We start from the raw sequence: 26,871 nt of genomic DNA, 5'->3' as shown, positions 1-26,871 counted from the left end.
TAGGGAGGAGATGGGTGTGCGGTCCATCAATCTCCGGAGAGTTGAGCTACGTCTGAGGTTGTGCCGGCCGGCGACCGGTCGGGGGCGGGCGGCGCGGCCGGTTCGACGGCGACCGTGAGGAAGGTCGCGGCGAGGGCACCGGCGGCGAGGAGCCCGGCGGCGAGGAGCCGTCTGGCGCGCTCGGCGGCATGGACCCGCCGGGGGCGGTGCCGCATACGGTGCTTGGCGCGGTGCTCAGTCATGGCTGAAGTCCTCGGAGTGGATGCGGCGGGCCGGAACCCCGGCCCGGACGAGGGAGGCGGTGGCGGCCTGGGCCATCGCGGGCGGGCCGCAGAGATAGACGTCGTGGGCGGCGAGGTCGGGCACGAGGTTACGGAGGGCCTGTGGGGCGAGGGGGTCGAAGGAGCCGTCGGACGGGCCGAGGAGGTAGTGCAGGGCGGCCTCTCGTTCGCGGGCGATACCTTCCAGCTCCTCGCGCAGGACGAGCCCCTCGGCGTCGGACGCCCGGTAGAGCAGCGTCACGTCGCCCGGCCCGCCGGGCAGGGTCTCGAAGAGCGCTCGCATCGGGGTGATGCCCACGCCCCCGGCGAGCAGCAGCACCTTCCGGCGCGTGCGGCGGTGGGCGGTGAGCGCGCCGAACGGGCCGGTGGCGAGCACGCGGGTGCCAGGGCGCAGACGGCGGATCCGGCGAGTGTGGTCGCCGAGGGCCTTCACGGTGATCCGCAGGGTGTCGTCCCGGACCGGCGCGGAGAGGGAGAAGGGGAGCGCGGTGCGCCAGAGCCGCCGGGACAGGAACCGCCAGCGGAAGAACTGGCCGGGTTCGGCACACAGCCGCTCCAGGCCGGTGCCACGGATGGTCACGGAGACGACGTCCGGGCTCTCGGCGCGGACCTCGGTCACGCGGAGGGTGTGGCGGAGTGCCTGCCGGACGGGGACGACGATCCGGTACCAGACGAGGAGGACGGCGACCGTCGCGTGCGCCATCGACCAGCCCCAGAGCGCGAGCACGCTGCCGGTGAGGTCGGGTCCGGCGAGCTGGTGCACGAAGCCGAGGGCGGCGGCGAGGTGGCTGAGCAGATGGACCGCCCGCCAGGTCTCGTGGCGCAGGCGCCGCCGGGCGGCCCGGGCGGAGGTCACCCCGACGACGACGAGGAGCGCGGTTCCGGCCGTGGCGGCGGCGAGCGCGGGGTAGGAGAGCAGTCCTACGGCGGCGGTGACGAGATCGGTACGGGTGTGCACGGCGTACCCGCAGAGCGCGAGGAGCGCGTGGGCGCCCACGAGACCGAGGACGTACCGGCCGCCGAAAGCGTGCCACCGGGCCAGCCGGTCCGCGCCGACGCCGTGCTCGACGGCGGGGACGCGGGCCATCAGGAAGAGCATGACGAGCACGCCGTATCCGGCGAGCAGCCCGGTGAGGTGGGCGCCACCGGCGAAGAAGGCGTCGAGCCGCGCGGAGGGCTGCGCCTGGACCCCCCAGACGAGGGCCACGCCCCCGGCCCCGCCGACGAGGCCGTCGCGCAGCCGGTCGGGTGCGACGCGCAGGGGCGCGGGGGCACGGGGTGCGGGGGCGGCGCGCCGGGGTGCGAGGGCGGCGCGCCGGGACGCGGGGGCACGAGGCGCCGGCTGGACGCGCCGGGGCGCCGGCCGCACGCGCCCCTCGCGCTGCTCCAGAAAGGCGGCGAGCGCCGGATGGGTCGGTTCCTGAACCTCGGTGGTCACAGCACCGCACACTAAGGTCCGGCGGTATACGAGAACCGCAGGTCAGCCCCTCCCCCGCAATCCTTAAGGCCCTCTTGAGGACGCCCTGACCACCGGTTAAGCCTCACACCCGCGCGCCTCACACTGCGATCCCCCGGAAGCTGAGATCAGCGTTCCGTGCGGGAAACAGTCGGGATGCCGACGGGTAACACCCGCCCCGCACGCTTCGGTGCATGAGTACACGGATCGTGGTGGTCGGAGGCGGAACGGCGGGCGTCCGGCTCGCCCAGCGTCTGCCCGTCACCCTCCTCGGCGAAGAGCCGCACGCGCCGTACAACCGGGTGCTCCTCGCGGACGTCCTGGCCGGGCGGTACGCGCCGGAGGTGATCGCGCTGCCCGCTCCCCTGGAGCCGGTGCGGCGCGGGGTGCGGGCGGTGCGGATCGACCGGGCCGCCCGGACCGTGGAGTGCGAGGACGGAACGCGGGTCGGCTACGACCGGCTGGTCCTGGCCACCGGCTCCAACCCGGTCCTTCCACCGCTCCGCGGACTGCGCGGCGCGCGGCTGCCGTCGGGCGTCCACCCCTTCCGCACGCTCGACGACTGCCTGGAGCTGCGGGGCGTCGTCCGCCCCGGGGTCCGCGCGGTCGTCATCGGCGGCGGGCTGCTCGGGGTCTCCGCGGCCCGCGCGCTGGCCGCGCTCGGCGCGGAGGTGGTGCTGACCCAGCAGGGCGAGCGGCTCATGGAACGTCAGCTCGACGCGTCGGCCTCGGAGCTGCTCCGGACGCATGTGGAGTCCCTCGGCGTCGAGGTGCACACCGAGTGCCGGGTCAGCGGGCTGCGGCAGCGGGACGGAGCGGTCACGGCGGTCGAACTCGCCGACGGTTTCGTGCTGGACGCCCAGGTCGTGGTCCTCGCGTGCGGGGTGCGGCCGCGGACCGGTCTCGCCCGGGACGCAGGTCTCGACGTGCGTACGGGTGTCGTCGTCGACGACGAGCTGCGGACCTCGGACCCGTACATCCACGCCATCGGCGACTGCGCCGAGCACGCCGGCCGCGTGTACGGCCTGGCGGGCCCGGCGCTGGAACAGGCGGACGCGCTTGCGGACCTCCTCGGGTCGGAGACCGCCGAGGCGGGCGTCCCCACCGGGGCGGGTGCCCCGGCCGACGCCGGCGCCCCGGCCGAGCCCGTCGCGCCCCGCCCCGCCTACACCGGCACCCGCACCCTGACCCGGCTCACCCTCGGCGGGCCCGAGGCCCTCGACCTGGCCGCCTTCGGCGAGGCCACACCGCTGCCGGGGGACGACGTCGTCCAGCTGACCGACGCCACCCGGCGCGCGTACCGCAAGGTCGTCGTCCGCGGCGACCGGCTCGTCGGCGGCGTGCTGCTCGGCGACCTCGCCGCGGTCGGAACGCTCGCCCGGGCGTGGGAGGGCGACGAGGCCCTGCCCGACGCTCCCCTGCTTCATCTGCTCACCCATGACGGAGGCTCCTGAGATGCACACCCCCACCCTCGTCCTGGTCGGCCACGGCATGGTCGGCCAGCGGTTCCTGGAGGCGCTCGCGGACCGGGGCGTCACCGAGCGCGCGCGGGTCGTGGTCCTCTGCGAGGAGCCGCGCCCCGCCTACGACCGCGTCCAGCTGACCTCGTACTTCAACGGCCGGACCCCCGACGATCTGTCGATGGTCGCGGACGGCTTCATGGCGAAGCACGGCATCGAGCTGTACGTCGGGGACCCGGCCGAGTCGATCGACCGCGCGGCCCGTACGGTCACAGCCCGCTCCGGGCAGGTCTTCGCGTACGACACGCTCGTGCTGGCCACCGGCTCGTACCCCTTCGTGCCGCCGGTCCCCGGCAAGGACGCGCGCGGCTGTTTCGTGTACCGGACGATCGAGGACCTGCTCGCGATCGAGGAGTACGCGAAGACGGCGAGGACCGGCGCGGTCGTCGGCGGCGGGCTGCTCGGCCTGGAGGCGGCGGGCGCGCTCAAGGGGCTCGGACTCGACACGCACGTCGTGGAGTTCGCGCCCCGGCTGATGCCGGTGCAGGTCGACGAGGGCGGCGGCGCGGCGCTGCTGCGCACGATCGAACAGATGGGTCTCACGGTCCACACCGGCACGGGCACGCAGGAGGTCGTGACCGAGGACGGCGCGGTCACCGGGATGCGCCTCTCGGACGGTTCCGAGGTGGCCACGGACATGGTGGTCTTCTCGGCGGGTGTACGGCCCCGGGACCAGCTGGCGCGCGACTGCGGCCTGACGGTCGGCGAGCGCGGCGGCATAGCGGTGGACGACCGGTGCCGGACGTCCGACCCGTCCGTCTACGCGATCGGCGAGTGCGCGCTCGCCTCGGACGGCCGGGTGTACGGCCTGGTGGCGCCCGGCTACGAGATGGCGCTGACGGCGGCGGCGACGATCGCCGACGAGGCCGAGGAGCGCACCTTCACGGGCGCCGACATGTCGACGAAGCTGAAGCTGCTCGGTGTGGACGTGGCCTCCTTCGGCGACGCGCACGGCACGGCCGAGGGCTGCCTCGACGTCGTGTACTCCGACTCCCGCTCCGGGGTCTACAAGAAGCTCGTGGTCGACCGGGAGGGTGTGCTGCTCGGCGGTGTCCTGGTCGGCGACGCCGAGTCGTACGGGATGCTGCGGCCGCTCACCGGCTCGGTGCCGCCCGTCTCGCCCGAGCAGCTGGTCCTCCCGGCGGGCGCGGGCGCACCGGTCGCGCTGGGTCCGTCCGCGCTCCCGGACGACGCGGTCATCTGCTCGTGCCACAACGTCACCAAGCACGCGATCAGCCAGTGCACGACCCTGCCGGAGGTGAAGAAGTGCACCAAGGCCGGGACAGGTTGCGGAAGTTGCGTGAAGCTGATCGGCCAGCTGCTGCCGGAGCCCGCGGACAAGGGGCTGTGCGGCTGCTTCGCGTACACCCGCAGTGAGCTGTACGAGATCACCCGCACGCTCCGGCTGACCTCCTTCGCCGAGCTGCTCGACTCGCACGGCCGGCCGGAGGCTCGGGGCGGCGAGGGATGCGAGGTCTGCAAGCCGACGGTCGGCTCGATCCTGGCCAGTCTCGCGCCGACGATCGGGGCGGGCGGCTACATCCTCGACGGCGAGCAGGCATCCCTCCAGGACACCAACGACCATTTCCTCGCCAACCTGCAGCGCAACGGCTCGTACTCGGTCGTGCCCCGCATCCCGGGTGGCGAGATCACCCCGGAGAAGCTGATCGTGATCGGGGAGGTGGCCCGCGACTTCGGGCTGTACACCAAGATCACGGGCGGTCAGCGGATCGACCTGTTCGGCGCCCGGGTGGACCAACTGCCGGCGATCTGGACCCGGCTGGTCGACGCGGGCTTCGAGTCGGGGCACGCGTACGGCAAGTCGCTGCGCACGGTGAAGTCCTGCGTGGGGCAGACCTGGTGCCGCTACGGCGTCCAGGACTCGGTGAGGATGGCGATCCAGCTGGAGCTGCGCTACCGGGGTCTGCGCTCGCCGCACAAGCTCAAGTCGGCGGTCTCCGGCTGCGCGCGGGAATGCGCGGAGGCGCAGTCGAAGGACTTCGGCGTCATCGCGACGGCGAACGGCTGGAACCTGTACGTCGGCGGCAACGGCGGCGCGACCCCGCGCCACGCGGACCTCCTGGCGCAGGACCTGTCGGACGCCGAACTGGTGCGGCTGATCGACCGGTTCCTGATGTTCTACATCCGTACCGCCGACCGTCTGGAGCGCACCTCGGTGTGGCTGGAGCGCCTTGAGGGCGGGCTCGACCACCTGCGGGACGTGGTCGTCCACGACTCGCTGGGGCTCTGCGACGAACTGGAGGCGCTGATGGCGGCCCATGTCGACGACTACCAGGACGAGTGGGCCGCGACCCTGGACGACCCGGAGCGGCTGCGCCGCTTCGTCTCCTTCGTGAACGCGCCGGACGCGCCGGACCCGTCGGTGCGGTTCGTCCCGGAGCGGGACCAGATCAAGCCGGACCTGACCGTCCTCACCATCGGAACTCTGGAAAGGGTCTGAAGCCCGATGAACCTCGAACTCTCCCACGACGTCGAGGCCGACGCCTGGACGACGGTCTGCGAGACCTCCCGGCTGATCCCCGGCCGGGGCGTGGCCGCGCTCCTTCCCGACGGCCGGCAGGCGGCGCTCTTCCTGGACCGGGCGGGGCGGCCGTACGCGATCGAGAACCGCGACCCCTTCACGGGCGCCCAGGTGCTGTCCCGGGGGCTCATCGGCTCGGCGGGCGGCCGGACCTTCGTGGCCTCGCCGCTCCTGAAGCAGCGTTTCGACCTGGAGACGGGGAAGTGCCTGGACGACGAGGGGGTTTCGGTGGCGGTCTTCCCGGTCCGCACGGTGTGACGCGCCCGCCGCGAGGTCATGTCAACTTGACCGCTCGTTCCACATACTCCTAGAGTCAACACATGGCCAGGACCAAGGAGTTCGACCCGGACGCCGCGCTCCAGGCAGCTCTCGAGCTGTTCTGGGCGCGCGGCTACGAGGCGACGACGATGGCGGACCTCGTCGACACCCTCGGGATCGGCCGCGCCAGCATCTACGCGACCTTCGGCAACAAGCACGCCCTGTACATGAAGGCGCTGGACCGCTACCTCCAGTCACGCGACCCGCTGATGCTGGAGGAGCTGTCCACGCCCGGTCCGGCCCTTCCACCCGTCCGGGCCCTGATCCGCCGCTTCGCGGTGGAGGCGGGGGCCGAGGAGGCCCGCCTGAACGGCTGTTTCGTCACCAACTCGGCGGCCGAACTGGGGCCGCACGACGCGGCGGTGGCGCGCCGGGTGGAGCGGAGCTGGGAGCACATCGAGACCCTGATCCACGCTTCACTGGTCCGGGCCCGCGCCCAGGGCGAGCTGCCGGCCGACCGCGACCCACGGGCGCTGGCCCGGATGCTCCTCGTCCTGACACAGGGGCTCCGCGTGGTCGGCAAGGCGTCGAGCGACCCGGCCCGGGTCCACGACGCGGCGGAACAGGCCCTGGCCCTGCTGGACTGAATCGGGCGCCTCACGGCGCCCCTTTCTTCAGCCTTCATATTGGAACGTACGGTCAAAAAACTCAAGAGAACTGAGGAGTTGGCATCGTCATGCCCACACGTTTCACCGACAGGCGCGTCCTCGTCACCGGCGCCGGCAGCGGACTCGGGCGAGCGATCGCGCTCGCCTTCGCCGCCGAGGGCGCGAAGGTCGTCGTCTCCGGCCGAAGCGCCGCCACCCTCGACGAGACGGTGCTGCTGATCAAGGCCCGCGGCGGCACCGCGGCCGCGGTCACGGCCGACGTCTCGCGCCCCGAGGACACCCGCCGCCTGGTCCGGGAGACCGTCGAGACCTTCGGCGGACTGGACGTCGCCGTCAACAACGCCGGGATCTTCCGCGGCGGCACGTCCGCCGCGGACCTCCCGCTGGAGGACTGGCAGGCCCTGCTCGACACCAACGTCACCGGTGTCCTGCACTCCCTCCAGGCCGAGATCGCCCATATGCGGGCCAACGGCGGCGGCGCCGTCGTCAACATCTCCTCCAACCTCGGTCCGCACATCCGCCTCCCCGGCCTCTTCGGCTACCAGGTCTCGAAGGCGGCGGTCTCCGCGATGACGCGTGCGGCCGCCCTCGACCACATCGCCGAGGGCGTCCGGATCAACGCGGTCAGCCCCGGCCCCTCGGAGTCCGCGATGTCGCTGCGACCCGGCGAGACGGAGGCCGAGCGGACGGTACGGATGAAGAACGAGTCCCCGCTCGGCCGGATGTCGGCGGCCTCCGAGGTCGCGGCGGCGGTGCTCTACCTCGCCTCGGACGACGCCGGCTCGGTCGTCGGCACCGATCTGGTGATCGACGGCGGCGTTTCGGCCTGAGCCCGCCCGACGCGGGCCGGGCGCCCTGCTCCGGGGCGCGGTGGACCCTCGACCGCGTCGCCGGCGAGCGGCTCCGGGGTGATCGGAGGAGCTCGCCGGCGTGACGTGCGACGGTCCACCGGGGTGATCGGCGGGGAAACCCGCGGGGTGATCAGCCCTCGATGGCGGACGGGTCCATCCACATGACCTCCCAGTGGTGGCCGTCGGGGTCCGTGAAGGAGCGGCCGTACATCGTGCCGTAGTCCAGGGGCTCCTTCGCCGGGGAGCCCCCGGCGGCGAGGGCGCCGTCCGCCAGCTCGTCGACCTTCTCGCGGCTCTCGGCGCTCAGCGCGAGGAGCACCTCGGACGTCCGGGTCGCGTCGGCGATCTCCTTGCCCGGCGCGGTGAACTCCTTGAACTTGGGCTCGGTGAGCAGCATCGCGAAGATCGTGTCGCTGATGATCATGCAGGCGGCGGTCTCGTCACTGAACTGCGGGTTGAAGGAGTAGCCGAGCTTGCTCCAGAAGGCCTTCGAGGCCTCGAGGTCCTTGACCGGCAGGTTGACGAAGATCATCTGGTTCATGGCGTCCGCTCTCTGTTGTCGCCCGTGCGTCGGGGGCGTCGGGTGCTTCGTGGGTGTCTCAGGTGCTTCGTGTGCGCTTTCGAGAGTTAAGACGGCGGGCCCTGTCGAAACTCATCGGCGCGCGGGGAAGTTTTTTCGGATCGGGCCGGCGTCGGGGTATGCGCCCCGCAGGCAGGAAGATCACGGAGCGATTGTCGGACGACACCCCGGCCTCGGCCACCGGTAAGGACCGGGCGGCCTGGTTCGCGCTGCTCGACTCCTGGGGTGCGGAGCGGCAGGGGCACACCGCGATCGCCCGCCATCTGGTGGAGACGCACGGCGTCAGCGGCGCGCACGCCCAGTCCGTCTCCGTCGGCTACGAGCAGGAGCGCGGGCTGCGCGAGCTCGGCCAGTCCTCCGGCGGCGACCGGCAGGTCGGCACGAGCAGGACCGTGAACGCGCCGGCCGACCGCTGCACGGCCGCCCTCGCCGACGAGGAGCTGCGCCGCCGGTGGCTCCCGGACGGCGAGTTCGACGTCCGACCCGTCGGCCCGGGAAGTCGGTGACGGCGGACCGGGACGGCGGGACGAGCCGGCGAGGTCCGTCTGACGCCGATGGGCGACGCGAAGACCCGGATCGGCCTCGGCCACACGAAGCTCCCGACGCGGACGCGGTGGCCGCCCACAAGGAGTTCTGGCGCGAGCGCTTCGCCGAGCTCAAGACGTTTCTGGAGTCCGAGGGGCCGTACCCCAGCGGCTGAGCGCCTCGTCGGACCGCGCGTACGTGAGCCAGGTGCCGTCCCCGAGCGGCCGGGCGTATCCCTCGGTCCGGCCCGAGGGGTACCGGACCGCGCCGCGTATCTCCAAGGTGTGGGCGTCGAGCAGCCAGTGTCGAGGGAACTCCTCCTCGCCGTACTCCAGGCCGGTGCAGGCGATGACGGTGTCGGCGTCGACGAAACCGGCACTCCAGTCCCACCCCTCGGGCACCTCGGGCCCGTCCTCGTCCTGGTAGTCGCCCTCGTCGCCGTCCTCGTCGCCCGCGCCGTCGGCACGGTCCGGGTCCGGAGGGGGCGCCTCCGACAGGACCGTGCCGTCCAGCGCGTGGAGCTGGAGATCCGCCCCGTAGTGCTCCATGGTCAAGAAGCCGGCGTGCCCGGGGTGGACGTCGAAGAGGACCCGGTCGAGCCCCTCGTTGAGGTCCCAGGTCGTCAGCCTCTCGCCGTCCCACCGCCCCCAGTACACCAGGCAGCCGTCCTGCCCCATGCCGATGCCCAGTCCCATGTGCACGCCGTCCGGGTGCGACACGTGGTACGAGCCCGAGGCCGCGCTGTCCTCCAGCGGAAGCCGCGCCAGCTCACGGCCGTCCCGGGCGTCGAGGACGACCCACACCTCCTGCCACGCGTCGCCGTCCCCCTCGGTGACGTGCGCCCAGACGAGCCGGCCGTCGTCGGAGACCCGGCACGACCCGTGCTCGAGCCCGGAACACACCTGCTGTTCGTCACCGGTGTGCGGGTGGCCGATCTCGGAGCCCCAGCACCCGTGGCGGTACTCCCACAGCGTCGCCCCGTCCGCGTCCACCGCCCGTACGGCGCGCTGTCCGGAGAACACCGCGAACGTGCCGTCCGGACTCACCGAGTCCACGCCCCGGCCCCACCCCTTCCAGGGCGCGGGGAAGACGGCGACCGGCGCCCGCTCCCCGGCCAGCAGGTCGTCCAGGTCGTACACGTCGAGCTCGTGCCCGTTCGGCAGCTGCGCGCGGCGGGCGGCGCCCGCCCGCCCCTCGAAGGCGAATCCGTTGACCAGTGCCTCGCCGCCCGGAAGCCGTACCGAGCCGAGGAGTCGTGCAGTGATCGACATGCTCTCGAAGGTACTGAGGGCCACTGACATTCCGACCGACGCTTCCCCTTCACCGGTTGTTGCCGCACCGTCAACTCGGTACCAACTCCGTACTCCTAGGTTCCCAAAGCGCGCGACCCCGCCGCCGACCGGTGCGGCGGGTTCACACACCACCCTTCTGGAGTGAGACGTGGAGCGACGCAGTTTCCTGCGCGGAGCGGTCATCGGCACGTCGGCGGCCGCCTTCGGCGGCACTCTGATGCGCGGGGCGGCCTACGCGGCCCCCGCCCAGCCCGGCGCCGGCCCCTACGGGGCCCTCGGCCCGGCCGACGCCAACGGCATCCTGCTGCCGAGCGGATTCAGCAGCCGGGTCATCGCCCGGTCGGGACAGACCGTCCCCGGCACCTCGTACACCTGGCACAACGCCCCCGACGGCGGCGCCTGCTTCGCCGACGGAAGCGGCTGGATCTACGTCTCCAACTCGGAGATCAGCACCGGCGGCGGCGCCGGCGCGGTGAAGTTCAGCTCGTCCGGCTCCGTCACCGACGCCTACCGCATCCTGTCCAACACCCGCAACAACTGCGCGGGCGGCAGCACGCCGTGGAACACCTGGCTCTCCTGTGAGGAGGTCAGCCGCGGGTACGTCTACGAGACCGACCCGTACGGCGTGAACGCGGCCGTCCGCCGCGCCGCGATGGGCCGCTTCAAGCACGAGGCCGCCGCCGCGGACCCCGTCCGCAAGGTCATCTACCTGACCGAGGACGAGTCCAGCGGCTGCTTCTACCGCTTCATACCCACCACCTGGGGCAACCTCTCCTCCGGGACGCTCCAGGTACTGGTGGCCGGCACCGCCGCCTCCGGCTCCTTCACCTGGCAGAACGTCCCGGACCCGGACGGCTCTCCGACCGCGACGCGCAGCCAGGTCTCCGGCTCGAAGAAGTTCAACGGCGGCGAGGGCTGCCACTACGCCAACGACACCGTCTGGTTCACCACCAAGGGCGACAACCGCCTCTGGCAGCTCAACCTCACCACCAACACCTACGAGCTCGCGTACGACGACTCGCTGGTGTCCGGCGGCGGCGCCCCGCTGACGGGTGTCGACAACGTCACCGGCTCCTCCTCCGGCGACCTGTTCGTCGCCGAGGACGGCGGCAACATGGAGATCTGCATCATCACGCCGGACGACGTCGTCGCCCCGTTCCTGCGGATCAGCGGCCACTCCGGTTCCGAGATCACCGGGCCGGCCTTCTCCCCCGACGGCAGCCGGCTGTACTTCTCCAGCCAGCGCGGCACCTCCGGCAGTTCCTCGGGCGGCATCACCTACGAGGTGACCGGCCCGTTCCGCGCGTAGAGGCGCTCGGCGGGGGCCGCCGACACGGCCCCCGCCACCCTTCTCCGGGCGCCGCCCAGCAGGGCGGCGCCCAGCGGCGTCAGGGTGTGCAGGACGGCGTTGCCGTGCCGCAGGGTGGCGACCAGGCCAGCCTCGCGCAGGACGCCCGCGTGCTGGCTGGCAGAGGCGAGCGACACCCCTGCCCTGCGGGCCAGTTCGCTGGTGGTGCCGCCGTCGCCGATCGCGTGCAGGACCGCCGAGCGGGTGTTGCCGACCAGCTTGGCGAGCGAGGAGCCGCCCGGCTCGTGGACGGTGGGCGCCTCGCAGTGTGTCGTCGGGTAGACGAGCACCGGCGGCAGCGTCGGGTCGCGCAGGACGACCGGGGTGCCGCGGCAGAAGTACGAGGGCTGGAGCAGCAGGCCCCTGCCGTCGAGGTGGAGGTCGCGCGCGACGGGATAGTCGGCCTCCAGGACGGGTGAGCGCCAGCGGAACATCGGCGGCAGCGAGGCGAGGAGCTCCTCCGCGCCCCCGTCGAGCAGGGCCCGGCCGCGCAGCGCGCGGTCGGCCTCGACCCGGGCGCGGATGTGCGGCCAGTACGGCTCGATCGCCGCGCGGTGGTAGCTGCGCAGGGTCCCGATGAGCCGGCTGAACGGTTCGGCACCGCCCTCGGCGAGGGCCCGCAGCGAGTGCGGCACCATACGGCCGCCGGCCCGGTCCGCGCCGAGGAGGGCCAGCTCGGGCCCGAGCCGCTCCCGGGGGGTCTCGCGGAGCGCCTGAAGGGCCTCGTCGAGGCCGTGGAGGCCCTCGGGAGGGGTCAGGAAGTCGGGGAAGTAACCGCGACTCGGAACGAGGGCGGCGAGCAGTCTCGTCTCCCCGTTGAGCCGTGGACGCGTGTCGGAACGCCATTCTCCGTAGACGACCGACCCGCGCCGGTCCCTAAGCCGATGAAAGCTGAGAATCGTTTCCCACAGAACGTCCGGCCGGGCCGCCATCCGCACCCCCGCCACATCGCTCGCGGTGAAATGAATCCGCAGCATTGAACCCCCACCTGTGCACTCGCAACCGCCCCCGTCGATGAGTATGCACATCATCACAGCACGTTACCAGGGTGTTTCAGCCACACTTGAAAAGCATCGCGGCGACCGGGGGCAAACGGAAAAGCTGTGGGGGTCGGGCAGGAAACCTTCAGGACCGAGGTGGCGTGGCGAAGACCGTGGGGGGCTTTGCGCGTCCGGCGGCGGTCGGCGAGGGTTGCGGCTCACCTGCCCGGCATGGGTAATGGGCGCGGCCACCGGGTGGGGATCCGGGGGTCGCGCCCGTCCCGTTCTTTGCGGGACCAATCGTGGAAAGTTCAATACCGAAAGTTCAACGACCAATAATTCAATCGGCCTCGATTGAACATAAACTCACATCCGGCGAACATCCCGGGGTCGCTCCGGGGTGGACGAAATACGACGGGGCGGACACCTCCGCACAAGGTGTCCGCCCCATCTCTCTTGCGACCCGGAGCCGCCGCCCATCGGTTGAGGGTCGGGGACGAGCGGCGACTCCGGTGACCTTTGCTACTGAACGTCCGGTCAGCGGCCGTCCAGCAGGGCCGAGCCGATGGCTCAGCGGCTGTCGGAGCCCTTCGCCTCCGCCGCGGCACGGCCGGCCTCCAGGCGCGCCACCGGGATCCGGAACGGCGAGCAGGAGACGTAGTCGAGTCCGACCTCGTGGAAGAAGTGCACCGACTCCGGGTCGCCACCGTGCTCGCCGCAGACGCCGAGCTTGATGTCCGGGCGGGTGGCCCGGCCGGCCTGGACGGCGCTGCGGACCAGGGCGCCCACGCCGTCCTTGTCGATGGTCTCGAACGGCGAGACACCGAAGATGCCCTTCTCCAGGTACGCGGTGAAGAAGCTGGCCTCCACGTCGTCGCGGGAGAAGCCCCACACGGTCTGGGTGAGGTCGTTGGTGCCGAAGGAGAAGAACTCGGCGGCCTCGGCGATCTGACCGGCGGTCACGGCGGCGCGCGGCAGCTCGATCATGGTGCCGAGCGCGAGCTTCAGCTCCACACCGGTCTTGGCCTGGACCTCGGCGATGACCTGCTCGGCCTCGTCGCGGACGATCTCCAGCTCCTGGACGGTGCCGACGAGCGGGATCATGATCTCGGCGCGCGGGTCGCCCTTGGCCTCGATGCGCTGGGCCGCGGCCTCGGCGATCGCCCGGACCTGCATGGTGAACAGGCCGGGGATGACCAGGCCGAGCCGGACGCCGCGCAGGCCCAGCATCGGGTTCTGCTCGTGCAGCCGGTGCACGGCCTGGAGCAGGCGCAGCTCGTTCTCGTGCGGCTCCTTTCGGGCCTCGGCGAGGGCGACGCGTACCGACAGCTCGGTGATGTCGGGCAGGAACTCGTGCAGCGGCGGGTCGAGCAGCCGGACCGTGACGGGCAGCCCGTCCATGGCCTCGAAGAGCTCGACGAAGTCCTTCTTCTGCAGCGGGAGCAGGGCCTCCAGGGCCTCGGTCCGCTCCTCGTCGGTGTCGGCGAGGATCAGCTTCTCGACCATCTCGCGGCGCTCGCCGAGGAACATGTGCTCCGTGCGGCAGAGACCGATGCCCTGGGCGCCGAAGCGGCGGGCGCGCGAGGCGTCCTCGGCGTTGTCGGCGTTGGCGCGGACGCGCAGCCGGCGGACACGGTCGGCGTAGGCCATGATCCGGTGGACGGCGGCGACCAGCTCGTCGGCGTCGTCGGCGCCGGCGTGCATCCGGCCCTCGAAGTACTCGACGACCGGGGACGGTACGACGGGTACCTCACCGAGGTACACCTTGCCGGTGGAGCCGTCGATGGAGACGACGTCGCCCTCCTCGACGACCACACCGGAGGAGGTGGTCATCCGGCGGCGCTTGGTGTCGACCTCGAGCTCCTCGGCCCCGCAGACACAGGTCTTGCCCATGCCGCGGGCGACGACGGCCGCGTGCGAGGTCTTGCCGCCGCGCGAGGTGAGGATGCCCTCGGCGGCGATCATGCCGTCCAGGTCGTCCGGGTTGGTCTCACGGCGGATGAGGATGACCTTCTCGCCGGAGCGCGACCACTTGACGGCCGTGTACGAGTCGAAGACGGCCTTGCCGACGGCCGCGCCCGGGGAGGCGGCGATGCCGCGGCCGATCTGCTCGACCTTGGCGTCCTCGTCGAACTTGGGGAACATCAGCTGGGCGAGCTGGGCGCCGTTGACGCGCTGGAGCGCCTCGGCCTCGTCGATCAGGCCCTGGTCGACGAGCTGGGTCGCGATACGGAAGGCGGCGCCGGCGGTGCGCTTGCCGACGCGGGTCTGCAGCATCCACAGCTGGCCGCGCTCGATCGTGAACTCGATGTCGCAGAGATCCTTGTAGTGCGTCTCCAGGGTCTCCATGATCTGCATCAGCTGGTCGTACGACGCCTTGTCGATCGACTCCAGCTCGGCCAGCGGCACGGTGTTGCGGATACCGGCGACGACGTCCTCGCCCTGCGCGTTCTGCAGGTAGTCGCCGTAGACTCCCTGGTGGCCGGAGGCGGGGTCGCGGGTGAAGGCGACGCCGGTGCCGGAGTCCGGGCCGAGGTTGCCGAAGACCATGGAGCAGACGTTGACGGCGGTGCCCAGGTCGTGTGGGATGCGCTCCTGGCGACGGTAGAGCTTGGCGCGGTCGGTGTTCCAGGAGTTGAAGACGGCCTCGATGGCGAGGTCCATCTGCTCGCGCGGGTCCTGCGGGAAGTCGCGGCCGGCCTCGGCCTTCACGATCTTCTTGAAGTGCTTGACGATCTTCTTCAGGTCGGCCGCGTCGAGGTCGGTGTCGACGGTGATCTTCTTGGCGGCCTTGGCCTCGTCGAGCGCCTCCTCGAAGAGCTCGCCGTCGACGCCGAGGACGGTCTTGCCGAACATCTGGATGAGGCGGCGGTACGAGTCCCAGGCGAAGCGCGCGTCGCCGGCCTGCGCGGTCAGGCCCTCGACGGACGCGTCGGAGAGGCCGATGTTCAGGACCGTGTCCATCATGCCGGGCATGGAGAACTTGGCGCCGGAACGTACCGAGACGAGCAGCGGGTCGTCGGCCTGACCGAGCTTCTTGCCCATCTTCCGCTCAAGGGCGTCCAGGTGGGCGCTGACCTCGTCGCGGAGTTCGACCGGCTCGGAGCCGCTGTCGAGGTAGACCTTGCACGCCTCGGTGGTGATCGTGAAGCCAGGGGGAACCGGGAGGCCGAGGTTGGTCATCTCGGCGAGGTTCGCACCCTTGCCACCGAGCAGGTCCTTCAGGTCCCTGTTGCCCTCGGTGAAGTCGTACACGAACTTCTGATCTTTGTTTTCCGACACGTGTCTCGACTCCTCGAGGACTCGGTGGCTGCCCTGACGGCGAGGAACATACCCAGATCGAAGGCCCCTGTGGAGGTATGCCTACCGGTCACATGGTCTTAACCACCCGTCCGCCAGCGCATCGAAAGTAACTGACGAGTAGCTTCCGCTTTCAGACTCCGAAGTCCCCTTGACTCAAACCCGAGGTTACCCGCTCACATGAGCGGCTTCTTGAGCATCTGCGTTCAACTCTTGAACACAGGAGGGATGGCACCCAGTGCCACCCCTCCACAAGTACAACACCCCGTAATCTGCTCATCTGAGCAGCACCCCTATCAAGGGTGGCGAGGATCACGCCGGACTTCGGCCCGATTTTCCACGATCCGGACCGCCGGGGGTCACCCTCCGGACGTGTCCAGCTCGGCCTCCTCGCTGACACCCGCACAGTCGTAAGGGTCCTTCAACCAGCCGTCCGGCAGCACCACGCGGTTGTTGCCCGAGGTACGGCCGCGCGGGCCGTCCGCGCCCGTCGGCCACGGCTGGTCCAGATCCAGCTCGCTCAACTGAGCGCTCAGCTCGTCCAGGGACGAGGTGATCGCCAGCTTCTTGCGCATCTCGGAACCGACCGAGAAGCCCTTCAGGTACCAGGCCACGTGCTTGCGGAAGTCGATGACACCGCGCGACTCGTCCCCGAGCCACTCGCCGAGCAGCCGCGCGTGCCGCACCATCGCGTCCGCGACCTCGCGCAGCCCTGGCTGGGCGTAGGCGCCGGTGCCCTCGAAGCCCGCCACCAGATCGGCGAAGAGCCACGGCCGCCCCAGGCAGCCGCGCCCCACGACCACGCCGTCGCAGCCGGTCTCACGCATCATCCGCAGCGCGTCGTCCGCCGACCAGATGTCGCCGTTGCCGAGCACCGGGATCTCCGGCACGTGCTCCTTGAGCCGCGCGATGGCGTCCCAGTCCGCCGTACCGCCGTAGTGCTGCGCCGCCGTCCGCCCGTGCAGGGCGATCGCGGTCACGCCCTCCTCGACCGCGATCCGGCCCGCGTCCAGATAGGTGATGTGGTCGTCGTCGATGCCCTTGCGCATCTTCATCGTGACCGGCAGGTCGCCCGCGTTCGAGACGGCCTCGTTCAGGATCGCGCGCAGCAGCGGCCGCTTGTACGGGAGGGCCGAGCCGCCGCCCTTGCGGGTCACCTTGGGGACCGGGCAGCCGAAGTTCAGGTCGATGTGGTCGGCCAGGTCCTCGTCCGCGATCATCCGCACGGCCTTGCCGACCGTCACGGGGTCGACGCCGTAGAGCTGGATCGACCGCGGCTTCTCGCTCGCGTCGAAGCGGATGAGCTGCATGGTCTTCTCGTTGCGCTCCACCAGCGCCCGCGTCGTGATCATCTCGCTCACGAACAGGCCCTTGCCGCCGCTGTACTCACGGCAGAGGGTACGGAAAGGGGCGTTGGTGATGCCGGCCATCGGCGCGAGCACCACCGGCGGCTGCACGATGTGCGGCCCGATGGCGAGAGGGGAGAACGCGGTCATTCAGCCATTGTCGCGCACCGCGGCAGTCCTGAGGCAGCCGTACGGTCCGCACATGCCCGAGCTCACATCCGCGCCGCTCGGCCCGGACGCGGGTCGTCCCGGCGACCTGCCGCATGAGCCTGCGCCTGCCGGGCGCGGTGGGCCAGGTCGAGACGCACGTGGGCCCGGGTCGCTTCCGTGACCCGGGCCCACGCCGTCGTGCCTGCTGCGGCTACTCCTGGCCGCCCGCGGTGTCCGCGGCGGCGGTCTCGGTGCCTTCGGCGCCCAGCGCGCGCTCGCGCATCTTCTTCAGCAGCTCCTGCCTCTGGTCGACCGCGGCCTTGCGGTCGGCGTTGCTGCTCTGAACGGCGCCCTGCTGGTCGCCCCGGGACAGCTTCTTGCGCTGTCCGCCGACGCCGAGCAGGTTGTTACGGCCCTTGGCCATGGGGTTCTCCCATTGATGAGAAGTGGTGAGGGGATCGTCCGGCGGGTGCGGGCGTCGAGGCCCGCCGCCGCTCTCACTCGTAGATCTGGAAGAACGAAGACATGCCGTAGACGCTACCCCGCCGCGGAGCCTCGCTCACACCGTTTTCCTCCACTCACCCTCACGAATGACAAAGATTGAAATCTGTCATCCGTCATGCCATGGTTGTCATGCGTCGCTCTCCCGACGTTCCGCGTCCCTCCCGAGGAGACACCCATGACCTCCGCCCGCACCCTCCCCGCCCGCCGCCTCGGCGCCACCGGCCCCCAGGTCTCCGCCCTCGGCCTCGGCTGCATGGGCATGTCCGCGCTGTACGGCGAGAGCGACCGCGCCGAGTCGATCGCGACCCTCCACGCCGCGCTCGACGCCGGCGTCACGCTCCTCGACACCGGCGACTTCTACGGAATGGGGCACAACGAGCTGCTGATAGCGGAAGCCCTGCGCACAGCCCCCGCGGCCACCCGCGAGAAGGCCCTGACCAGCGTGAAGTTCGGCGCCCTGCGCACGGTCGAGGGCGGCTTCACCGGCTATGACGGCCGCCCCGCAGCGGTGCGGAACTTCGCGGCGTACTCCCTGCAGCGCCTGGGCACCGACCACATCGACATCTACCGGATCGCCCGCGTCGACCCCGACGTGCCGATCGAGGAGACCGTGGGTGCGATCGCCGAGCTGGTCGAGGCCGGACACGTCCGCCACATCGGGCTCTCCGAGGTCGGCGCGGACACCCTGCGCCGGGCGGCGGCCGTCGCCCCGATCGCCGACCTCCAGATCGAGTACTCCCTGATCTCCCGGGGGATCGAGGAGAAGATCCTGCCGACCGCGCGCGAGCTGGGCATCGGCATCACGGCGTACGGCGTGCTGTCGCGCGGTCTGATCAGCGGTCACTTCACCCGTGACCGGGAGCTGACCCCAGGCGACTTCCGTGGGATGTCCCCCCGCTTCCAGGGCGACAACCTCCACCGGAACCTGGACCTGGTGGACCGGCTGAGGACTGTCGCCGAGGCCAAGGGCGTCACGGTCGCACAGACCGCCATCGCCTGGGTCCTGGCGCAGAGCGCCGTGCACGGCGCCGACATCGTGCCGCTGATCGGCGCCCGCCGCCGGGACAGGCTCACGGAGGCCCTCGGCTCGCTGGACGTCACCCTGGACGCCGCAGACCTGGCCGCGATCGAGCGGGCCGTCCCCGCGGGCGCGGCGGCCGGCGAGCGCTACCCGGCGGCCCAGACGGCCCACCTGGACAGCGAGCACTGACCCGCGCTTCGGCTGACAGGTACTGTCAGCCCATGCCCACCGAGACCCCCCTGACCGCAGAGCGCATCCTCGAAGCCACGGAGGAGGTGCTGCGGCGGTACGGCCCGGCGAAGGCGACGGTGGTCGATGTGGCCCGGGTCCTCGGCGTCAGCCACGGCAGCGTCTACCGCCACTTCCGTACGAAGGCGGCGCTGCGGGAGGCGGTGACGGCGCGCTGGCTCTCCCGTACGGAAGCCGCGCTGGCCGAGCTGACCGGGTCCACGGGCCGGCCCGCCCCGGAGAAGCTCCGCGCCTGGTTCGCCGGACTCTTCGACGCCAAGCGCCACAAGGCGGGTGACGACCCGGAGCTGTTCGCCACCTACGAGGTCCTGCTCGACGAGAACAGCGGAGTGGTCGAGGACCACCTCGGCGTCCTGGTCGACCAGGTGCGCGAGATCGTCGAGGAGGGCGTCCGGGGCGCCGAGTTCACCGCCCCCGATGCGGACAGCACGGCCCGCGCCCTCTTCGCGGCCACGGCCCGGTTCCACGATCCGGCCTACGCCCCGGAGTGGCAACGCCCCACGATCCAGGCGGAGTTCGACGCGGTGGTCGACCTCCTGCTGCGCGGTCTGCGCCCGTAGGCCGTTCCGGTCGACGCGCGAAGCCCCCGGTTCCGGTGGAACCGGGGGCTTCGGCGTATGCGATCAGGCCGTCAGCAGCCGAGGAGACGGCTGCCCAGGTAGCCCTGGATCTGGTCGAGGGAGACGCGCTCCTGCTTCATGGTGTCGCGTTCGCGCACGGTCACCGCGTTGTCGTCCAGGGTGTCGAAGTCGACGGTGACGCAGAACGGCGTACCGATCTCGTCCTGGCGGCGGTAGCGGCGGCCGATGGCGCCGGCGTCGTCGAACTCGATGTTCCAGTTCTGCCGCAGGTCGGCGGCGAGGCCCTTGGCCTTCGGCGACAGCTGCGGGTTGCGGGAGAGCGGCAGGACGGCGACCTTGACCGGCGCGATGCGCGGGTCGAGGCGCATCACGGTGCGCTTCTCCATGACGCCCTTGGCGTTCGGGGCCTCGTCCTCGTTGTACGCGTCGAGCAGGAAGGCCAGCATGGTGCGGCCGACGCCGGCGGCGGGCTCGATGACGTACGGGGTCCAGCGCTCCTGGGTCTCCTGGTCGAAGTAGAACAGGTCGTTCCCGGACGCCTTGGAGTGCGCCTTCAGGTCGTAGTCCGTGCGGTTGGCGACACCCTCGAGCTCGCCCCACTCGCTGCCGCCGAACTGGAAGCGGTACTCGATGTCGGCGGTGCGCTTCGAGTAGTGGGAGAGCTTCTCCTTCGGGTGCTCGAACCAGCGCATGTTCTCCTCACGGAGACCCAGGCCCGTGTACCAGTTCCAGCGCTGCTCCATCCAGTACTCGTGCCACTGCTCGTCCTCGCCCGGCTTGACGAAGAACTCCATCTCCATCTGCTCGAACTCGCGGGTGCGGAAGATGAAGTTGCCCGGAGTGATCTCGTTCCGGAAGGACTTGCCCATCTGCGCGATGCCGAACGGGGGCTTCTTGCGCGAGGTCTGCTGGACCTGGCCGAAGTTGGTGAAGATGCCCTGCGCGGTCTCGGGCCGCAGGTAGGCGACGGAGCCGGAGTCCTGGGTGGGGCCGAGGTGCGTGGAGAGCAGACCGGAGAACTGCTTGGGCTCGGTGAAGGTGCCCTTGTTGCCGCAGTTGGGGCAGTTCAGGTCGGTGAGGCCGTTCTCGGGGAGACGGCCGTGCTTCTCCTCGTACGCCTCCTCCAGGTGGTCGGCGCGGTAGCGCTTGTGGCAGGAGGTGCACTCGGTCAGCGGGTCGGTGAAGGTGGCGACGTGACCGGAGGCCTCCCAGACCTCGGTGGCCAGGATCACCGACGAGTCGATGCCGACGACGTCCTCGCGCGCGGTGACCATGTAACGCCACCACTGGCGCTTGATGTTCTCCTTGAGTTCGACACCCAGCGGTCCGTAGTCCCAGGCGGCACGCTGGCCACCGTAGATCTCGCTGCACGGGTAGACGAAGCCACGGCGCTTGCTCAGGCTGACGATGGTGTCGATCTTGTCGGCGGCCACGGTGCTCTCTTCATTACGACGACGAAGTGCGAATGCTTCAGGTTACCGGCGCCCGCACCCCCCGTATCAAATCGGTTCGGCCTCGCCCATCGGGAAGCGCAGCGAGGCCGGAACACGGGCGTCGACGGCGGCGATCAGATCGCCTCCCGACTTGTACCAGTCTGCCTGGATATCGATGACCGTCCCGCACTCCCCGTAGAGCACCCGCCGCCCCTCGGGAAACACCCCCAGGCCGGCCACCTGGTGCCAGCGAACGGCGTGGTGGCAGTTCGTCGTCCAGTGCGCGAGACCCTCGTCGCTCAGATACATCCGATCCGCGCGTCCGGCGGGCCCGAAGAACTTCGGCCGGTACTCGTACGCCTCGTGGAACGCGCCCCCGGAGCGGTCCGGCTCGGCCGCGAAGGGGCTGTCCGGGCCGGGGGCGCAGTGTTCCGGCAGGGTGAGCACGGCGGTCGAGTCGTACGCGGCGAGGGCGGTGCGGACGTCGGCGGGACCGAGCGACGCGAGCCGGGCCCGTACGCCCGCGACGTCGAATACCTCCAGGCCGGCGAGGTGGTCGAGGGCCGCCGTGACGAGATGGCCGTGCCGCTGGTCGTCCCCGTCGAGCCGCTCGGACCAGGCCCGTTCGGCCCGCCGCACCTCGCCCTCGGCCGGGCCGCGCTCGACCAGCTCGCGGAGCGTCGCGTCGAGCCCTTCGGCGACACCCTGGACGCCCAGCTCGTCGGTCTCGGCGACCAGCCAGAAGAGCATGCGCCCGCCGCCCACGTAACTGAAGGCGACCTCCAGACTCCCGGTCAGGTTCACCGTCACGCGTTCGTCGCTCAGGGCCCGGCCCCGGGCGATGTCCGCCGCGAGATGACCAGCGGGCGTGGCGGGTCCCTCGAAGGAGACCGTGACCTGCTCGCCGTACCCGTCGGGCCCCTCGATCCAGCAGCCGGCGACATCGGGAAGGGGCTCCACGACGGGCCGCCCGGCGCGCGGCCCGTGCGGGGGTTGCGGGAGTCGCGGGTCGAGGGCCGTCGGCGGCCGCCCGCTGAGTACGAGCACGGCGCCGTCGCGGGTGAAGCGCTCGGCGGCCCAGGCCCGGACATCGGCGGCACCGATGTGGGCCACGGCGGGGGCGGCCCAGGCGACCCTGCCGGGCCCGCGCAGCCCGTAACGGAAGCCGAGTTCGCGCTCCTGGAACCGGTCCCAGCACTCCTCGCGGAGCCGGCGGGCCTGCACCCTGCGCACGGCGACGGCGAGCCCGTCCACCGGAGGCTCGGCAAGCGCCCGGCAGAGCAGGTTCACGAACTCGGCGACCCGCTCGGGCTCGCCGGAGGCCGAGAAGCGCGTGAAGCGGTCCTCGGCGGCGCAGGCGATCTCGTCGCACGCGCGCGCGGCGTCGGCGACGGCGGCCAGGGCAAGCTGCCCGGCGAGTTCGGTGATCCCCAGGCGGGGAAGCGGCTCGTCCACGATCCCCGTACCGAACACGAGGTGGACGGCGAACTGCCCGGGGACGTCGTCCCAGTACAGAGGGATGCCGTTGATCTCTGTGCGCCGCATGGCCGCACCCTAGTGGGGCGGAACACAGGTAAGGCAATTGACAACCGTTTCCAGTTTTGTTGAAAATGAGTGTCATGAACGTACGCCGTCTGATACCCACCACCGCCGTCGCCGGAGCCGTCGCGCTCGGTCTCGTCACCCTCTCCGCCTGCTCGGGGACGTCCGGCGCCGCCGACAAGGCGAACGGCAGGCTCAGCGTGGTGGCGTCGTTCTATCCCATGCAGTACCTGGCCGAGCAGATAGGCGGCGCGCACGTCTCCGTCGAGACGCTGACCGCGCCGGGCGTCGAGCCGCACGACCTGGAGCTCAAGCCGAGGCAGATCGGCTCGCTCGGCGAGGCGGACTACATCCTCTACCTCAAGGGCGTCCAGCCCGCCGTCGACGAGGCGATCAAGCAGGCGGGCGTCACGCACACCGTCGACGCCACCACCCTCACGAAGCTCGAGGCGCACGGCACCGACGGCGGCCACGACCACGGCTCCGAGGAACACGGTCACGAGGAGGAGGGGCACGAGGAGGAGGGGCACGACGACGGCCAGGAGTCCGAGGCCGGCGCCGACCCGCACATCTGGCTGGACCCGGTGAAGTTCGCCGAGGTCGCCAAGGGGGTCGGCGCGTCCCTGGAGAAGGCCGACCCGGACCACGCCGCCGACTACAGGAAGAACACCGACGCCCTGGTGAAGAAGCTCGGCGACCTGGACACGGCGTTCGAGACCGGCCTGAGGAACACCACCACCAGGACCTTCATCACCACGCACTCCGCCTTCGGCTACCTCGCCGAGCGCTACGGCCTGGACCAGGAGGGCATCACCGGCCTCGACCCCGAGTCCGAGCCGAGCCCCGCCCGTGTCCAGGAGCTCCATTCCGTCGCGAAGCAGGAGAAGGTCTCCACCGTCTTCTTCGAGACGCTCGCCAGCGACAGGACCGCGAAGACCCTCGCGAAGGACACCGGCCTCAAGACCGACGTCCTGGACCCGCTGGAGGGAATCACGGACAGGTCCAAGGGCGATGACTACATCGAGGTCATGCAGTCCAACCTCGCCGCGCTGAAGAAGGCCCTCGGCGCGAAGTGACCCACGCAGAGCAGGAGGCACCCGTGAGCGCGCCCGTCACGCCCGTCATATCCGTCCGCGGAGCCACGGCGACCCTCGGCGCGCGCCCCGTCCTGCGCGGCGTCGACCTCGCCGTGCACCCCGGCGAGGTCGTCGCGCTGCTCGGCGCCAACGGGTCCGGCAAGTCCACCGCCGTCCGCGCGATCATCGGCCAGGTGCCGCTGACCGGCGGCGCGATCTCCCTCTTCGGCACCGAGCAGAAGCGGTTCCGGGAGTGGGCGCGCGTCGGTTACGTCCCTCAGCGCACCACCGCCGCCTCCGGCGTCCCCGCCACGATCCGCGAGGTCGTCTCCTCCGGTCGGCTCTCCCGCCGTACGTTCGGCTGGCTGACCAAGGCCGACCGGGCCGCCGTCGACCGGGCCATCGACCTCGTCGGCCTCGCCGACCGGGCCAAGGACTCGGTGAGCGCCCTCTCCGGCGGTCAGCACCAGCGCGTCCTGATCGCCCGCGCTCTCGCCTCCCGGCCCGAGCTGCTGATCATGGACGAGCCGATGGCCGGCGTCGACCTCGCCAGCCAGGAGATCCTCGCCGCCACCCTGCGCGAACAGGTCGCGGGCGGCACCAGTGTGCTGCTCGTGCTCCACGAACTGGGCCCCCTGGAGCCGCTGATCGACCGGGCCGTGGTCCTCCGCGACGGCTGTGTCGTCCACGACGGCCCGCCGCCGCAGGCCGTCGGTCAGCACGCCCTGCCCGGCCACGACCACGTCCATCCGCACGCGGCCGGTGAGCCGCTCCGTACGGGTCTGCTGACCTGAGGAAGCTGACCTGATCATGGAATTCCTCGAACCCGCCTTCATGCAGAGGGCGCTCCTCGCGGCCGTCCTCGTCGGCATCACCGCGCCCGCCGTCGGCATCTTCCTCGTGCAGCGCCGCCAGGCGCTGATGGGCGACGGCATCGGCCATGTCGCCATGACCGGTGTCGGCCTCGGCTTCCTGCTGAACAGCAGCCCGGTCTGGATGGCCACCCTGGTCGCCGTCGTCGGCGCCGTGCTGATGGAGCTGATCCGGACGTACGGGCGTACCCGCGGCGACCTCGCGCTCGCCCTGCTCTTCTACGGCGGCATGGCGGGCGGCGTCATGCTGATCCAGGTCGGCGGCGGCTCCAACGCCAACCTGCTCTCGTACCTCTTCGGCTCCCTGTCCACGGTGTCGTCCGAGGACGTCACCGCGATCGCCGTCCTCGCCGCCTTCGTCGTGCTGGTCACCGTCGGCCTGCGCCGTCAGCTCTTCGCGGTCAGCCAGGACGAGGAGTTCGCCCGCGTCACCGGCCTGCCGGTGCGCGCCCTGAACCTGCTCGTCGCGATCACGGCGGCCGTGACCGTCACGGTCGCGATGCGGGTCGTCGGCCTGCTGCTCGTCAGCGCGCTGATGGTGGTCCCGGTGGCGGCGGCGCAGCAGCTGTCCCGCTCGTTCCGCGCGACCTTCGTCCTCGCGATCGTCATCGGAACCGGCGTCACGCTGACGGGCACCGTGACGACGTACTACCAGGACCTGCCCCCGGGCTCGCTCATCGTGCTGCTCGCGATCGGCGTGTTCATCGTCCTGACGGCTCTCTCGGCACCCCTGGCCAGGCGCCGTGCCCGGGCCGCCGAGGCCGCGGCCTCGTCCTCGTCCGCCTCCGCGGCGGAGTGCGACATGGCCGTTCCGGGAACGCGGCGTCCGACGGAAGACTCCACGCTCTAGCAGCCTGGCAGAATGGCGGGGGCGACGACATCACTAGGAGGCCCCCGTGGCGACGGCAGGACCCCCCGTACGCGGCCGCTCGACCAAGCAGCGGGCCGCGGTGGCGGCGGCACTCGACGAGGTGGACGAGTTCCGCAGCGCTCAGGAACTGCACGACATGCTCAAGCACCGTGGCGACTCCGTGGGCCTCACCACGGTGTACCGCACGCTCCAGACCCTCGCGGACGCCGGCGAGGTCGACGCGCTGCGCACCAGCGAGGGCGAGACGGTCTACCGCCGCTGCTCGACCGGCGACCACCATCACCATCTCGTCTGCCGCGTCTGCGGCAAGGCGGTCGAGGTGGAGGGCCCGGCGGTGGAGCAGTGGGCGGAGGCGATCGCGTCCGAGCACGGATTCGTGAACGTGGCGCACACGGTCGAGATCTTCGGCACCTGCGCGGAGTGCGCGGCCACGTAGGTCTTCGGACGGTACGGCCAGGCAGGTCTTCGGACGGTACGGCCAGGCAGGTCTTCGGACGGTACGGCCAGTCAGGTCTTCGGGCGCGGCCAGTCAGGTCTTCATACGGCGGCCACGTCGGTCTTCGGACGGTACGGAAGGGGCCGCCCCGGAAGAACCCGGGGCGGGGACTTCCGCCCTCCGGGGGTGGGGTTTTTAGGAGGGGGGCGGGGTGGTTTTTGGGGGGGAAGGGAAGGCCCAAAACGGGAGAGATTGGGGGTGGCCCCTTCCGCCTGCCGGAGCCGGGAGCCTCGGGCCGGGTGTCAGACCCGCTTCACACGACGCTCCAGGATCGCCCGCAGCCGGTCGAGGTCCTCGGGGCCGGACACGCCCTGCTTGGGCAGCGCGGCGACGCCGACACCCGCTCTGTCGGCGGAGAGCAGGACGAAGAGCGAGGGCGTCTCGACGTACAGGGGCAGCATCGCCCACCGGCTCGTGTTCTCGCTGACGCGCGTCGTCCAGGTCACCCCGTCGTCGTCCACGACGGCCCGGACCTCCCGTTGCTTCGAGTCTCAGCGACTCTCAGTATTCCGGGCGTTTCCGTCCGGAAGGTTCGTGACGGTGTCACCAGAGCGCGAGTTGCTCGCGCCTGGTGTCCTGTCGACGATCTCTCGTTTCCGTCCCCTGGTGGGGTGTTGCGCCAGCTGCCCGCGTGCCCGTCCCCTTGCGGGTTCGGGCGGTGCGGGTCTTCTGCTTGGCTCCACGAGGCTTCGGCACCACCACGAGGGCGGGGCCCGGGTCTCCGGCCACTCCGGTACCCGTTTTACGGTTGGCCGCCGCGAGGGCGGTCAGGTTGTGGCCTGCGTTCGCGTCCCGGTCCAGGACGAGTCCGCAGGCGTCGCACTCGAAGACACGCACGCCGAGGGGCAGCTTGGCTTTCACCACACCGCAGCGGGAGCAGGTCTTCGAGGAGGCCGAGCTCGTCGGCGACGATCAGACGTCCACCGTGGCGCTGGGTCTTGTACGTGAGCTGGCGCCGCAGTTCCCCGAACGCCGCGTCGGAGATACGGCGGGACAGACGCCGGTTGCGGACCATGCCTTTCACGTTGAGGTCCTCGACCACGACGGTGCCGTACTCGGCGGGGATACGCGCGGTGGCCTGGTGGAGATGGTTCTCCCGCAGGTTCGCCACCCGGTGGTGCACACGGTT

The 26,871-nt window shown here is 71.2% G+C and carries 26 protein-coding genes; 13 read left to right on the top strand and 13 right to left on the bottom strand.

What is annotated here, in order from left to right; genetic code table 11:
* Window positions 1-26: 26 nt before the first annotated feature.
* Both ACFUJR_RS28925 and ACFUJR_RS28920 read right to left on the bottom strand, forming a co-directional pair.
* Entirely contained in the window at window positions 27-242 is a 216-nt protein-coding gene (locus ACFUJR_RS28925) for a hypothetical protein (RefSeq protein ID WP_383175504.1), read from the bottom strand.
* Window positions 235-1,542: a ferric reductase-like transmembrane domain-containing protein gene (locus tag ACFUJR_RS28920; protein ID WP_383175533.1), complete on the bottom strand. Its 1,308-nt coding sequence runs from the start codon at window positions 1,540-1,542 to the stop codon at window positions 235-237. The genes ACFUJR_RS28925 and ACFUJR_RS28920 overlap by 8 nt, the downstream gene beginning before the upstream one ends.
* Before the next feature lie 389 nt (window positions 1,543-1,931).
* On the opposite strand from ACFUJR_RS28920, the gene ACFUJR_RS28915 reads away from it, so the two are divergent.
* The 5 genes from ACFUJR_RS28915 to ACFUJR_RS28895 all read left to right on the top strand — a co-directional run bounded on the left by ACFUJR_RS28915 (window position 1,932) and on the right by ACFUJR_RS28895 (window position 7,555).
* On the top strand, window positions 1,932-3,191 hold the full coding sequence (locus tag ACFUJR_RS28915) for an NAD(P)/FAD-dependent oxidoreductase (RefSeq protein WP_383175501.1): 1,260 nt from the start codon (window positions 1,932-1,934) through the stop codon (window positions 3,189-3,191).
* A gap of 1 nt (window position 3,192) precedes the next feature.
* Window positions 3,193-5,718, top strand: a complete 2,526-nt coding sequence (gene nirB, locus ACFUJR_RS28910; RefSeq protein WP_383175498.1) for a nitrite reductase large subunit NirB — start codon at window positions 3,193-3,195, stop codon at window positions 5,716-5,718.
* A 6-nt stretch (window positions 5,719-5,724) separates the two neighbouring features.
* Window positions 5,725-6,057: a nitrite reductase small subunit NirD gene (nirD, locus tag ACFUJR_RS28905; RefSeq protein WP_383175495.1), complete on the top strand. Its 333-nt coding sequence runs from the start codon at window positions 5,725-5,727 to the stop codon at window positions 6,055-6,057.
* 62 nt (window positions 6,058-6,119) lie between these two features.
* Window positions 6,120-6,704 carry a TetR/AcrR family transcriptional regulator gene (locus tag ACFUJR_RS28900; RefSeq protein WP_383175492.1) on the top strand — a complete coding sequence of 195 codons (585 nt, stop codon included), beginning with the start codon at window positions 6,120-6,122 and terminating at the stop codon, window positions 6,702-6,704.
* 89 nt (window positions 6,705-6,793) lie between these two features.
* On the top strand, window positions 6,794-7,555 hold the full coding sequence (locus ACFUJR_RS28895) for an SDR family NAD(P)-dependent oxidoreductase (protein WP_383175489.1): 762 nt from the start codon (window positions 6,794-6,796) through the stop codon (window positions 7,553-7,555).
* A 151-nt stretch (window positions 7,556-7,706) separates the two neighbouring features.
* Here ACFUJR_RS28895 and ACFUJR_RS28890 read toward each other — a convergent pair whose 3' ends face one another.
* Window positions 7,707-8,117, bottom strand: a complete 411-nt coding sequence (locus ACFUJR_RS28890; RefSeq protein WP_383175486.1) for a VOC family protein — start codon at window positions 8,115-8,117, stop codon at window positions 7,707-7,709.
* A 191-nt stretch (window positions 8,118-8,308) separates the two neighbouring features.
* Here ACFUJR_RS28890 and ACFUJR_RS28885 point away from each other — a divergent pair, with 191 nt between their 5' ends.
* Window positions 8,309-8,662 carry a hypothetical protein gene (locus tag ACFUJR_RS28885; RefSeq protein WP_383175483.1) on the top strand — a complete coding sequence of 118 codons (354 nt, stop codon included), beginning with the start codon at window positions 8,309-8,311 and terminating at the stop codon, window positions 8,660-8,662.
* 150 nt (window positions 8,663-8,812) lie between these two features.
* Here the strand turns inward: ACFUJR_RS28885 and ACFUJR_RS28880 are convergent, their stop codons facing one another.
* Window positions 8,813-9,952 (bottom strand): hypothetical protein, encoded by a 1,140-nt coding sequence (locus ACFUJR_RS28880; RefSeq protein ID WP_383175480.1) that lies wholly within the window; start codon window positions 9,950-9,952, stop codon window positions 8,813-8,815.
* 169 nt (window positions 9,953-10,121) lie between these two features.
* Here ACFUJR_RS28880 and ACFUJR_RS28875 point away from each other — a divergent pair, with 169 nt between their 5' ends.
* Complete coding sequence (locus tag ACFUJR_RS28875; RefSeq protein ID WP_383175477.1) at window positions 10,122-11,282, top strand: alkaline phosphatase PhoX; 1,161 nt, start codon at window positions 10,122-10,124, stop codon at window positions 11,280-11,282.
* Here ACFUJR_RS28875 and ACFUJR_RS28870 read toward each other — a convergent pair.
* The 4 genes from ACFUJR_RS28870 to ACFUJR_RS28855 form a co-directional block, all read right to left on the bottom strand.
* On the bottom strand, window positions 11,252-12,298 hold the full coding sequence (locus tag ACFUJR_RS28870) for an ArsR/SmtB family transcription factor (protein WP_383450878.1): 1,047 nt from the start codon (window positions 12,296-12,298) through the stop codon (window positions 11,252-11,254). The genes ACFUJR_RS28875 and ACFUJR_RS28870 overlap by 31 nt on opposite strands.
* 573 nt (window positions 12,299-12,871) lie before the next feature.
* On the bottom strand, window positions 12,872-15,583 hold the full coding sequence (ppdK, locus tag ACFUJR_RS28865; protein WP_383180721.1) for a pyruvate, phosphate dikinase: 2,712 nt from the start codon (window positions 15,581-15,583) through the stop codon (window positions 12,872-12,874).
* A gap of 377 nt (window positions 15,584-15,960) precedes the next feature.
* The gene (gene dusB, locus ACFUJR_RS28860) at window positions 15,961-17,097 is read right to left on the bottom strand and encodes a tRNA dihydrouridine synthase DusB (protein ID WP_383180718.1); all 1,137 of its coding nucleotides are present in this window, start codon (window positions 17,095-17,097) and stop codon (window positions 15,961-15,963) included.
* A gap of 211 nt (window positions 17,098-17,308) precedes the next feature.
* Window positions 17,309-17,521, bottom strand: coding sequence for a DUF6243 family protein (locus ACFUJR_RS28855; protein WP_383179716.1), 213 nt, complete (start codon window positions 17,519-17,521; stop codon window positions 17,309-17,311).
* A 255-nt stretch (window positions 17,522-17,776) separates the two neighbouring features.
* Between ACFUJR_RS28855 and ACFUJR_RS28850 the strand changes: the two genes are divergently transcribed.
* Window positions 17,777-18,811 carry an aldo/keto reductase gene (locus tag ACFUJR_RS28850; protein ID WP_383179713.1) on the top strand — a complete coding sequence of 345 codons (1,035 nt, stop codon included), beginning with the start codon at window positions 17,777-17,779 and terminating at the stop codon, window positions 18,809-18,811.
* A gap of 32 nt (window positions 18,812-18,843) precedes the next feature.
* Entirely contained in the window at window positions 18,844-19,431 is a 588-nt protein-coding gene (locus ACFUJR_RS28845; protein WP_383179710.1) for a TetR family transcriptional regulator, read from the top strand.
* 71 nt (window positions 19,432-19,502) lie between these two features.
* Here the strand turns inward: ACFUJR_RS28845 and ACFUJR_RS28840 are convergent, their stop codons facing one another.
* Together ACFUJR_RS28840 and ACFUJR_RS28835 are read right to left on the bottom strand one after the other, a co-directional pair.
* A complete protein-coding gene (locus tag ACFUJR_RS28840) occupies window positions 19,503-20,885 on the bottom strand; it encodes a glycine--tRNA ligase (protein WP_361679966.1) in 1,383 nt (460 codons plus the stop codon).
* Between the two features lie 66 nt (window positions 20,886-20,951).
* Window positions 20,952-22,430, bottom strand: a complete 1,479-nt coding sequence (locus tag ACFUJR_RS28835) for a hypothetical protein (RefSeq protein WP_383179706.1) — start codon at window positions 22,428-22,430, stop codon at window positions 20,952-20,954.
* A 74-nt stretch (window positions 22,431-22,504) separates the two neighbouring features.
* On the opposite strand from ACFUJR_RS28835, the gene ACFUJR_RS28830 reads away from it, so the two are divergent.
* The 4 genes from ACFUJR_RS28830 to ACFUJR_RS28815 are packed head-to-tail and all read left to right on the top strand — an operon-like array spanning window position 22,505 to window position 25,682.
* Complete coding sequence (locus ACFUJR_RS28830; RefSeq protein ID WP_383179702.1) at window positions 22,505-23,503, top strand: metal ABC transporter substrate-binding protein; 999 nt, start codon at window positions 22,505-22,507, stop codon at window positions 23,501-23,503.
* Window positions 23,504-23,526: 23 nt separating this feature from the next.
* The gene (locus tag ACFUJR_RS28825; RefSeq protein WP_383179699.1) at window positions 23,527-24,297 is read left to right on the top strand and encodes a metal ABC transporter ATP-binding protein; all 771 of its coding nucleotides are present in this window, start codon (window positions 23,527-23,529) and stop codon (window positions 24,295-24,297) included.
* Window positions 24,298-24,313: 16 nt separating this feature from the next.
* Window positions 24,314-25,225, top strand: coding sequence for a metal ABC transporter permease (locus tag ACFUJR_RS28820; RefSeq protein ID WP_383179696.1), 912 nt, complete (start codon window positions 24,314-24,316; stop codon window positions 25,223-25,225).
* Between the two features lie 46 nt (window positions 25,226-25,271).
* Window positions 25,272-25,682: a Fur family transcriptional regulator gene (locus ACFUJR_RS28815; RefSeq protein ID WP_383179693.1), complete on the top strand. Its 411-nt coding sequence runs from the start codon at window positions 25,272-25,274 to the stop codon at window positions 25,680-25,682.
* Window positions 25,683-25,984: 302 nt separating this feature from the next.
* Here ACFUJR_RS28815 and ACFUJR_RS28810 read toward each other — a convergent pair whose 3' ends face one another.
* The 3 genes from ACFUJR_RS28810 to ACFUJR_RS28800 all read right to left on the bottom strand — a co-directional run bounded on the left by ACFUJR_RS28810 (window position 25,985) and on the right by ACFUJR_RS28800 (window position 26,853).
* Window positions 25,985-26,203 carry a YcxB family protein gene (locus ACFUJR_RS28810; protein ID WP_383450875.1) on the bottom strand — a complete coding sequence of 73 codons (219 nt, stop codon included), beginning with the start codon at window positions 26,201-26,203 and terminating at the stop codon, window positions 25,985-25,987.
* Window positions 26,204-26,285: 82 nt separating this feature from the next.
* Window positions 26,286-26,579, bottom strand: a complete 294-nt coding sequence (locus ACFUJR_RS28805; RefSeq protein WP_383450872.1) for a hypothetical protein — start codon at window positions 26,577-26,579, stop codon at window positions 26,286-26,288.
* Window positions 26,485-26,853 carry an IS200/IS605 family accessory protein TnpB-related protein gene (locus ACFUJR_RS28800; RefSeq protein WP_383450881.1) on the bottom strand — a complete coding sequence of 123 codons (369 nt, stop codon included), beginning with the start codon at window positions 26,851-26,853 and terminating at the stop codon, window positions 26,485-26,487. Before ACFUJR_RS28800 ends, ACFUJR_RS28805 begins: the two co-directional genes overlap by 95 nt.
* Window positions 26,854-26,871 lie beyond the last annotated feature (18 nt).

Source organism: Streptomyces sp. NPDC057271 (assembly GCF_042668715.1).
Classification (GTDB): domain Bacteria; phylum Actinomycetota; class Actinomycetes; order Streptomycetales; family Streptomycetaceae; genus Streptomyces.
This window is presented reverse-complemented; position numbering and strand designations above follow the sequence as displayed.

Bases quoted from the DNA above. Each gene is read 5' to 3' on its own strand.
- ACFUJR_RS28915 (WP_383175501.1), top strand. From the start codon at position 1,932: ATGAGTACACGGATCGTGGTGGTCGGAGGCGGAACGGCGGGCGTCCGG.
- nirB (WP_383175498.1), top strand. From the start codon at position 3,193: ATGCACACCCCCACCCTCGTCCTGGTCGGCCACGGCATGGTCGGCCAG.
- nirD (WP_383175495.1), top strand. From the start codon at position 5,725: ATGAACCTCGAACTCTCCCACGACGTCGAGGCCGACGCCTGGACGACG.
- dusB (WP_383180718.1), bottom strand. From the start codon at position 17,097: ATGACCGCGTTCTCCCCTCTCGCCATCGGGCCGCACATCGTGCAGCCG.
- ACFUJR_RS28870 (WP_383450878.1), bottom strand. From the start codon at position 12,298: ATGCTGCGGATTCATTTCACCGCGAGCGATGTGGCGGGGGTGCGGATG.
- ACFUJR_RS28895 (WP_383175489.1), top strand. From the start codon at position 6,794: ATGCCCACACGTTTCACCGACAGGCGCGTCCTCGTCACCGGCGCCGGC.
- ACFUJR_RS28900 (WP_383175492.1), top strand. From the start codon at position 6,120: ATGGCCAGGACCAAGGAGTTCGACCCGGACGCCGCGCTCCAGGCAGCT.
- ACFUJR_RS28855 (WP_383179716.1), bottom strand. From the start codon at position 17,521: ATGGCCAAGGGCCGTAACAACCTGCTCGGCGTCGGCGGACAGCGCAAG.
- ACFUJR_RS28880 (WP_383175480.1), bottom strand. From the start codon at position 9,952: ATGTCGATCACTGCACGACTCCTCGGCTCGGTACGGCTTCCGGGCGGC.
- ACFUJR_RS28850 (WP_383179713.1), top strand. From the start codon at position 17,777: ATGACCTCCGCCCGCACCCTCCCCGCCCGCCGCCTCGGCGCCACCGGC.
- ACFUJR_RS28925 (WP_383175504.1), bottom strand. From the start codon at position 242: ATGACTGAGCACCGCGCCAAGCACCGTATGCGGCACCGCCCCCGGCGG.
- ACFUJR_RS28830 (WP_383179702.1), top strand. From the start codon at position 22,505: ATGAACGTACGCCGTCTGATACCCACCACCGCCGTCGCCGGAGCCGTC.
- ACFUJR_RS28835 (WP_383179706.1), bottom strand. From the start codon at position 22,430: ATGCGGCGCACAGAGATCAACGGCATCCCTCTGTACTGGGACGACGTC.
- ACFUJR_RS28820 (WP_383179696.1), top strand. From the start codon at position 24,314: ATGGAATTCCTCGAACCCGCCTTCATGCAGAGGGCGCTCCTCGCGGCC.
- ACFUJR_RS28845 (WP_383179710.1), top strand. From the start codon at position 18,844: ATGCCCACCGAGACCCCCCTGACCGCAGAGCGCATCCTCGAAGCCACG.
- ACFUJR_RS28890 (WP_383175486.1), bottom strand. From the start codon at position 8,117: ATGAACCAGATGATCTTCGTCAACCTGCCGGTCAAGGACCTCGAGGCC.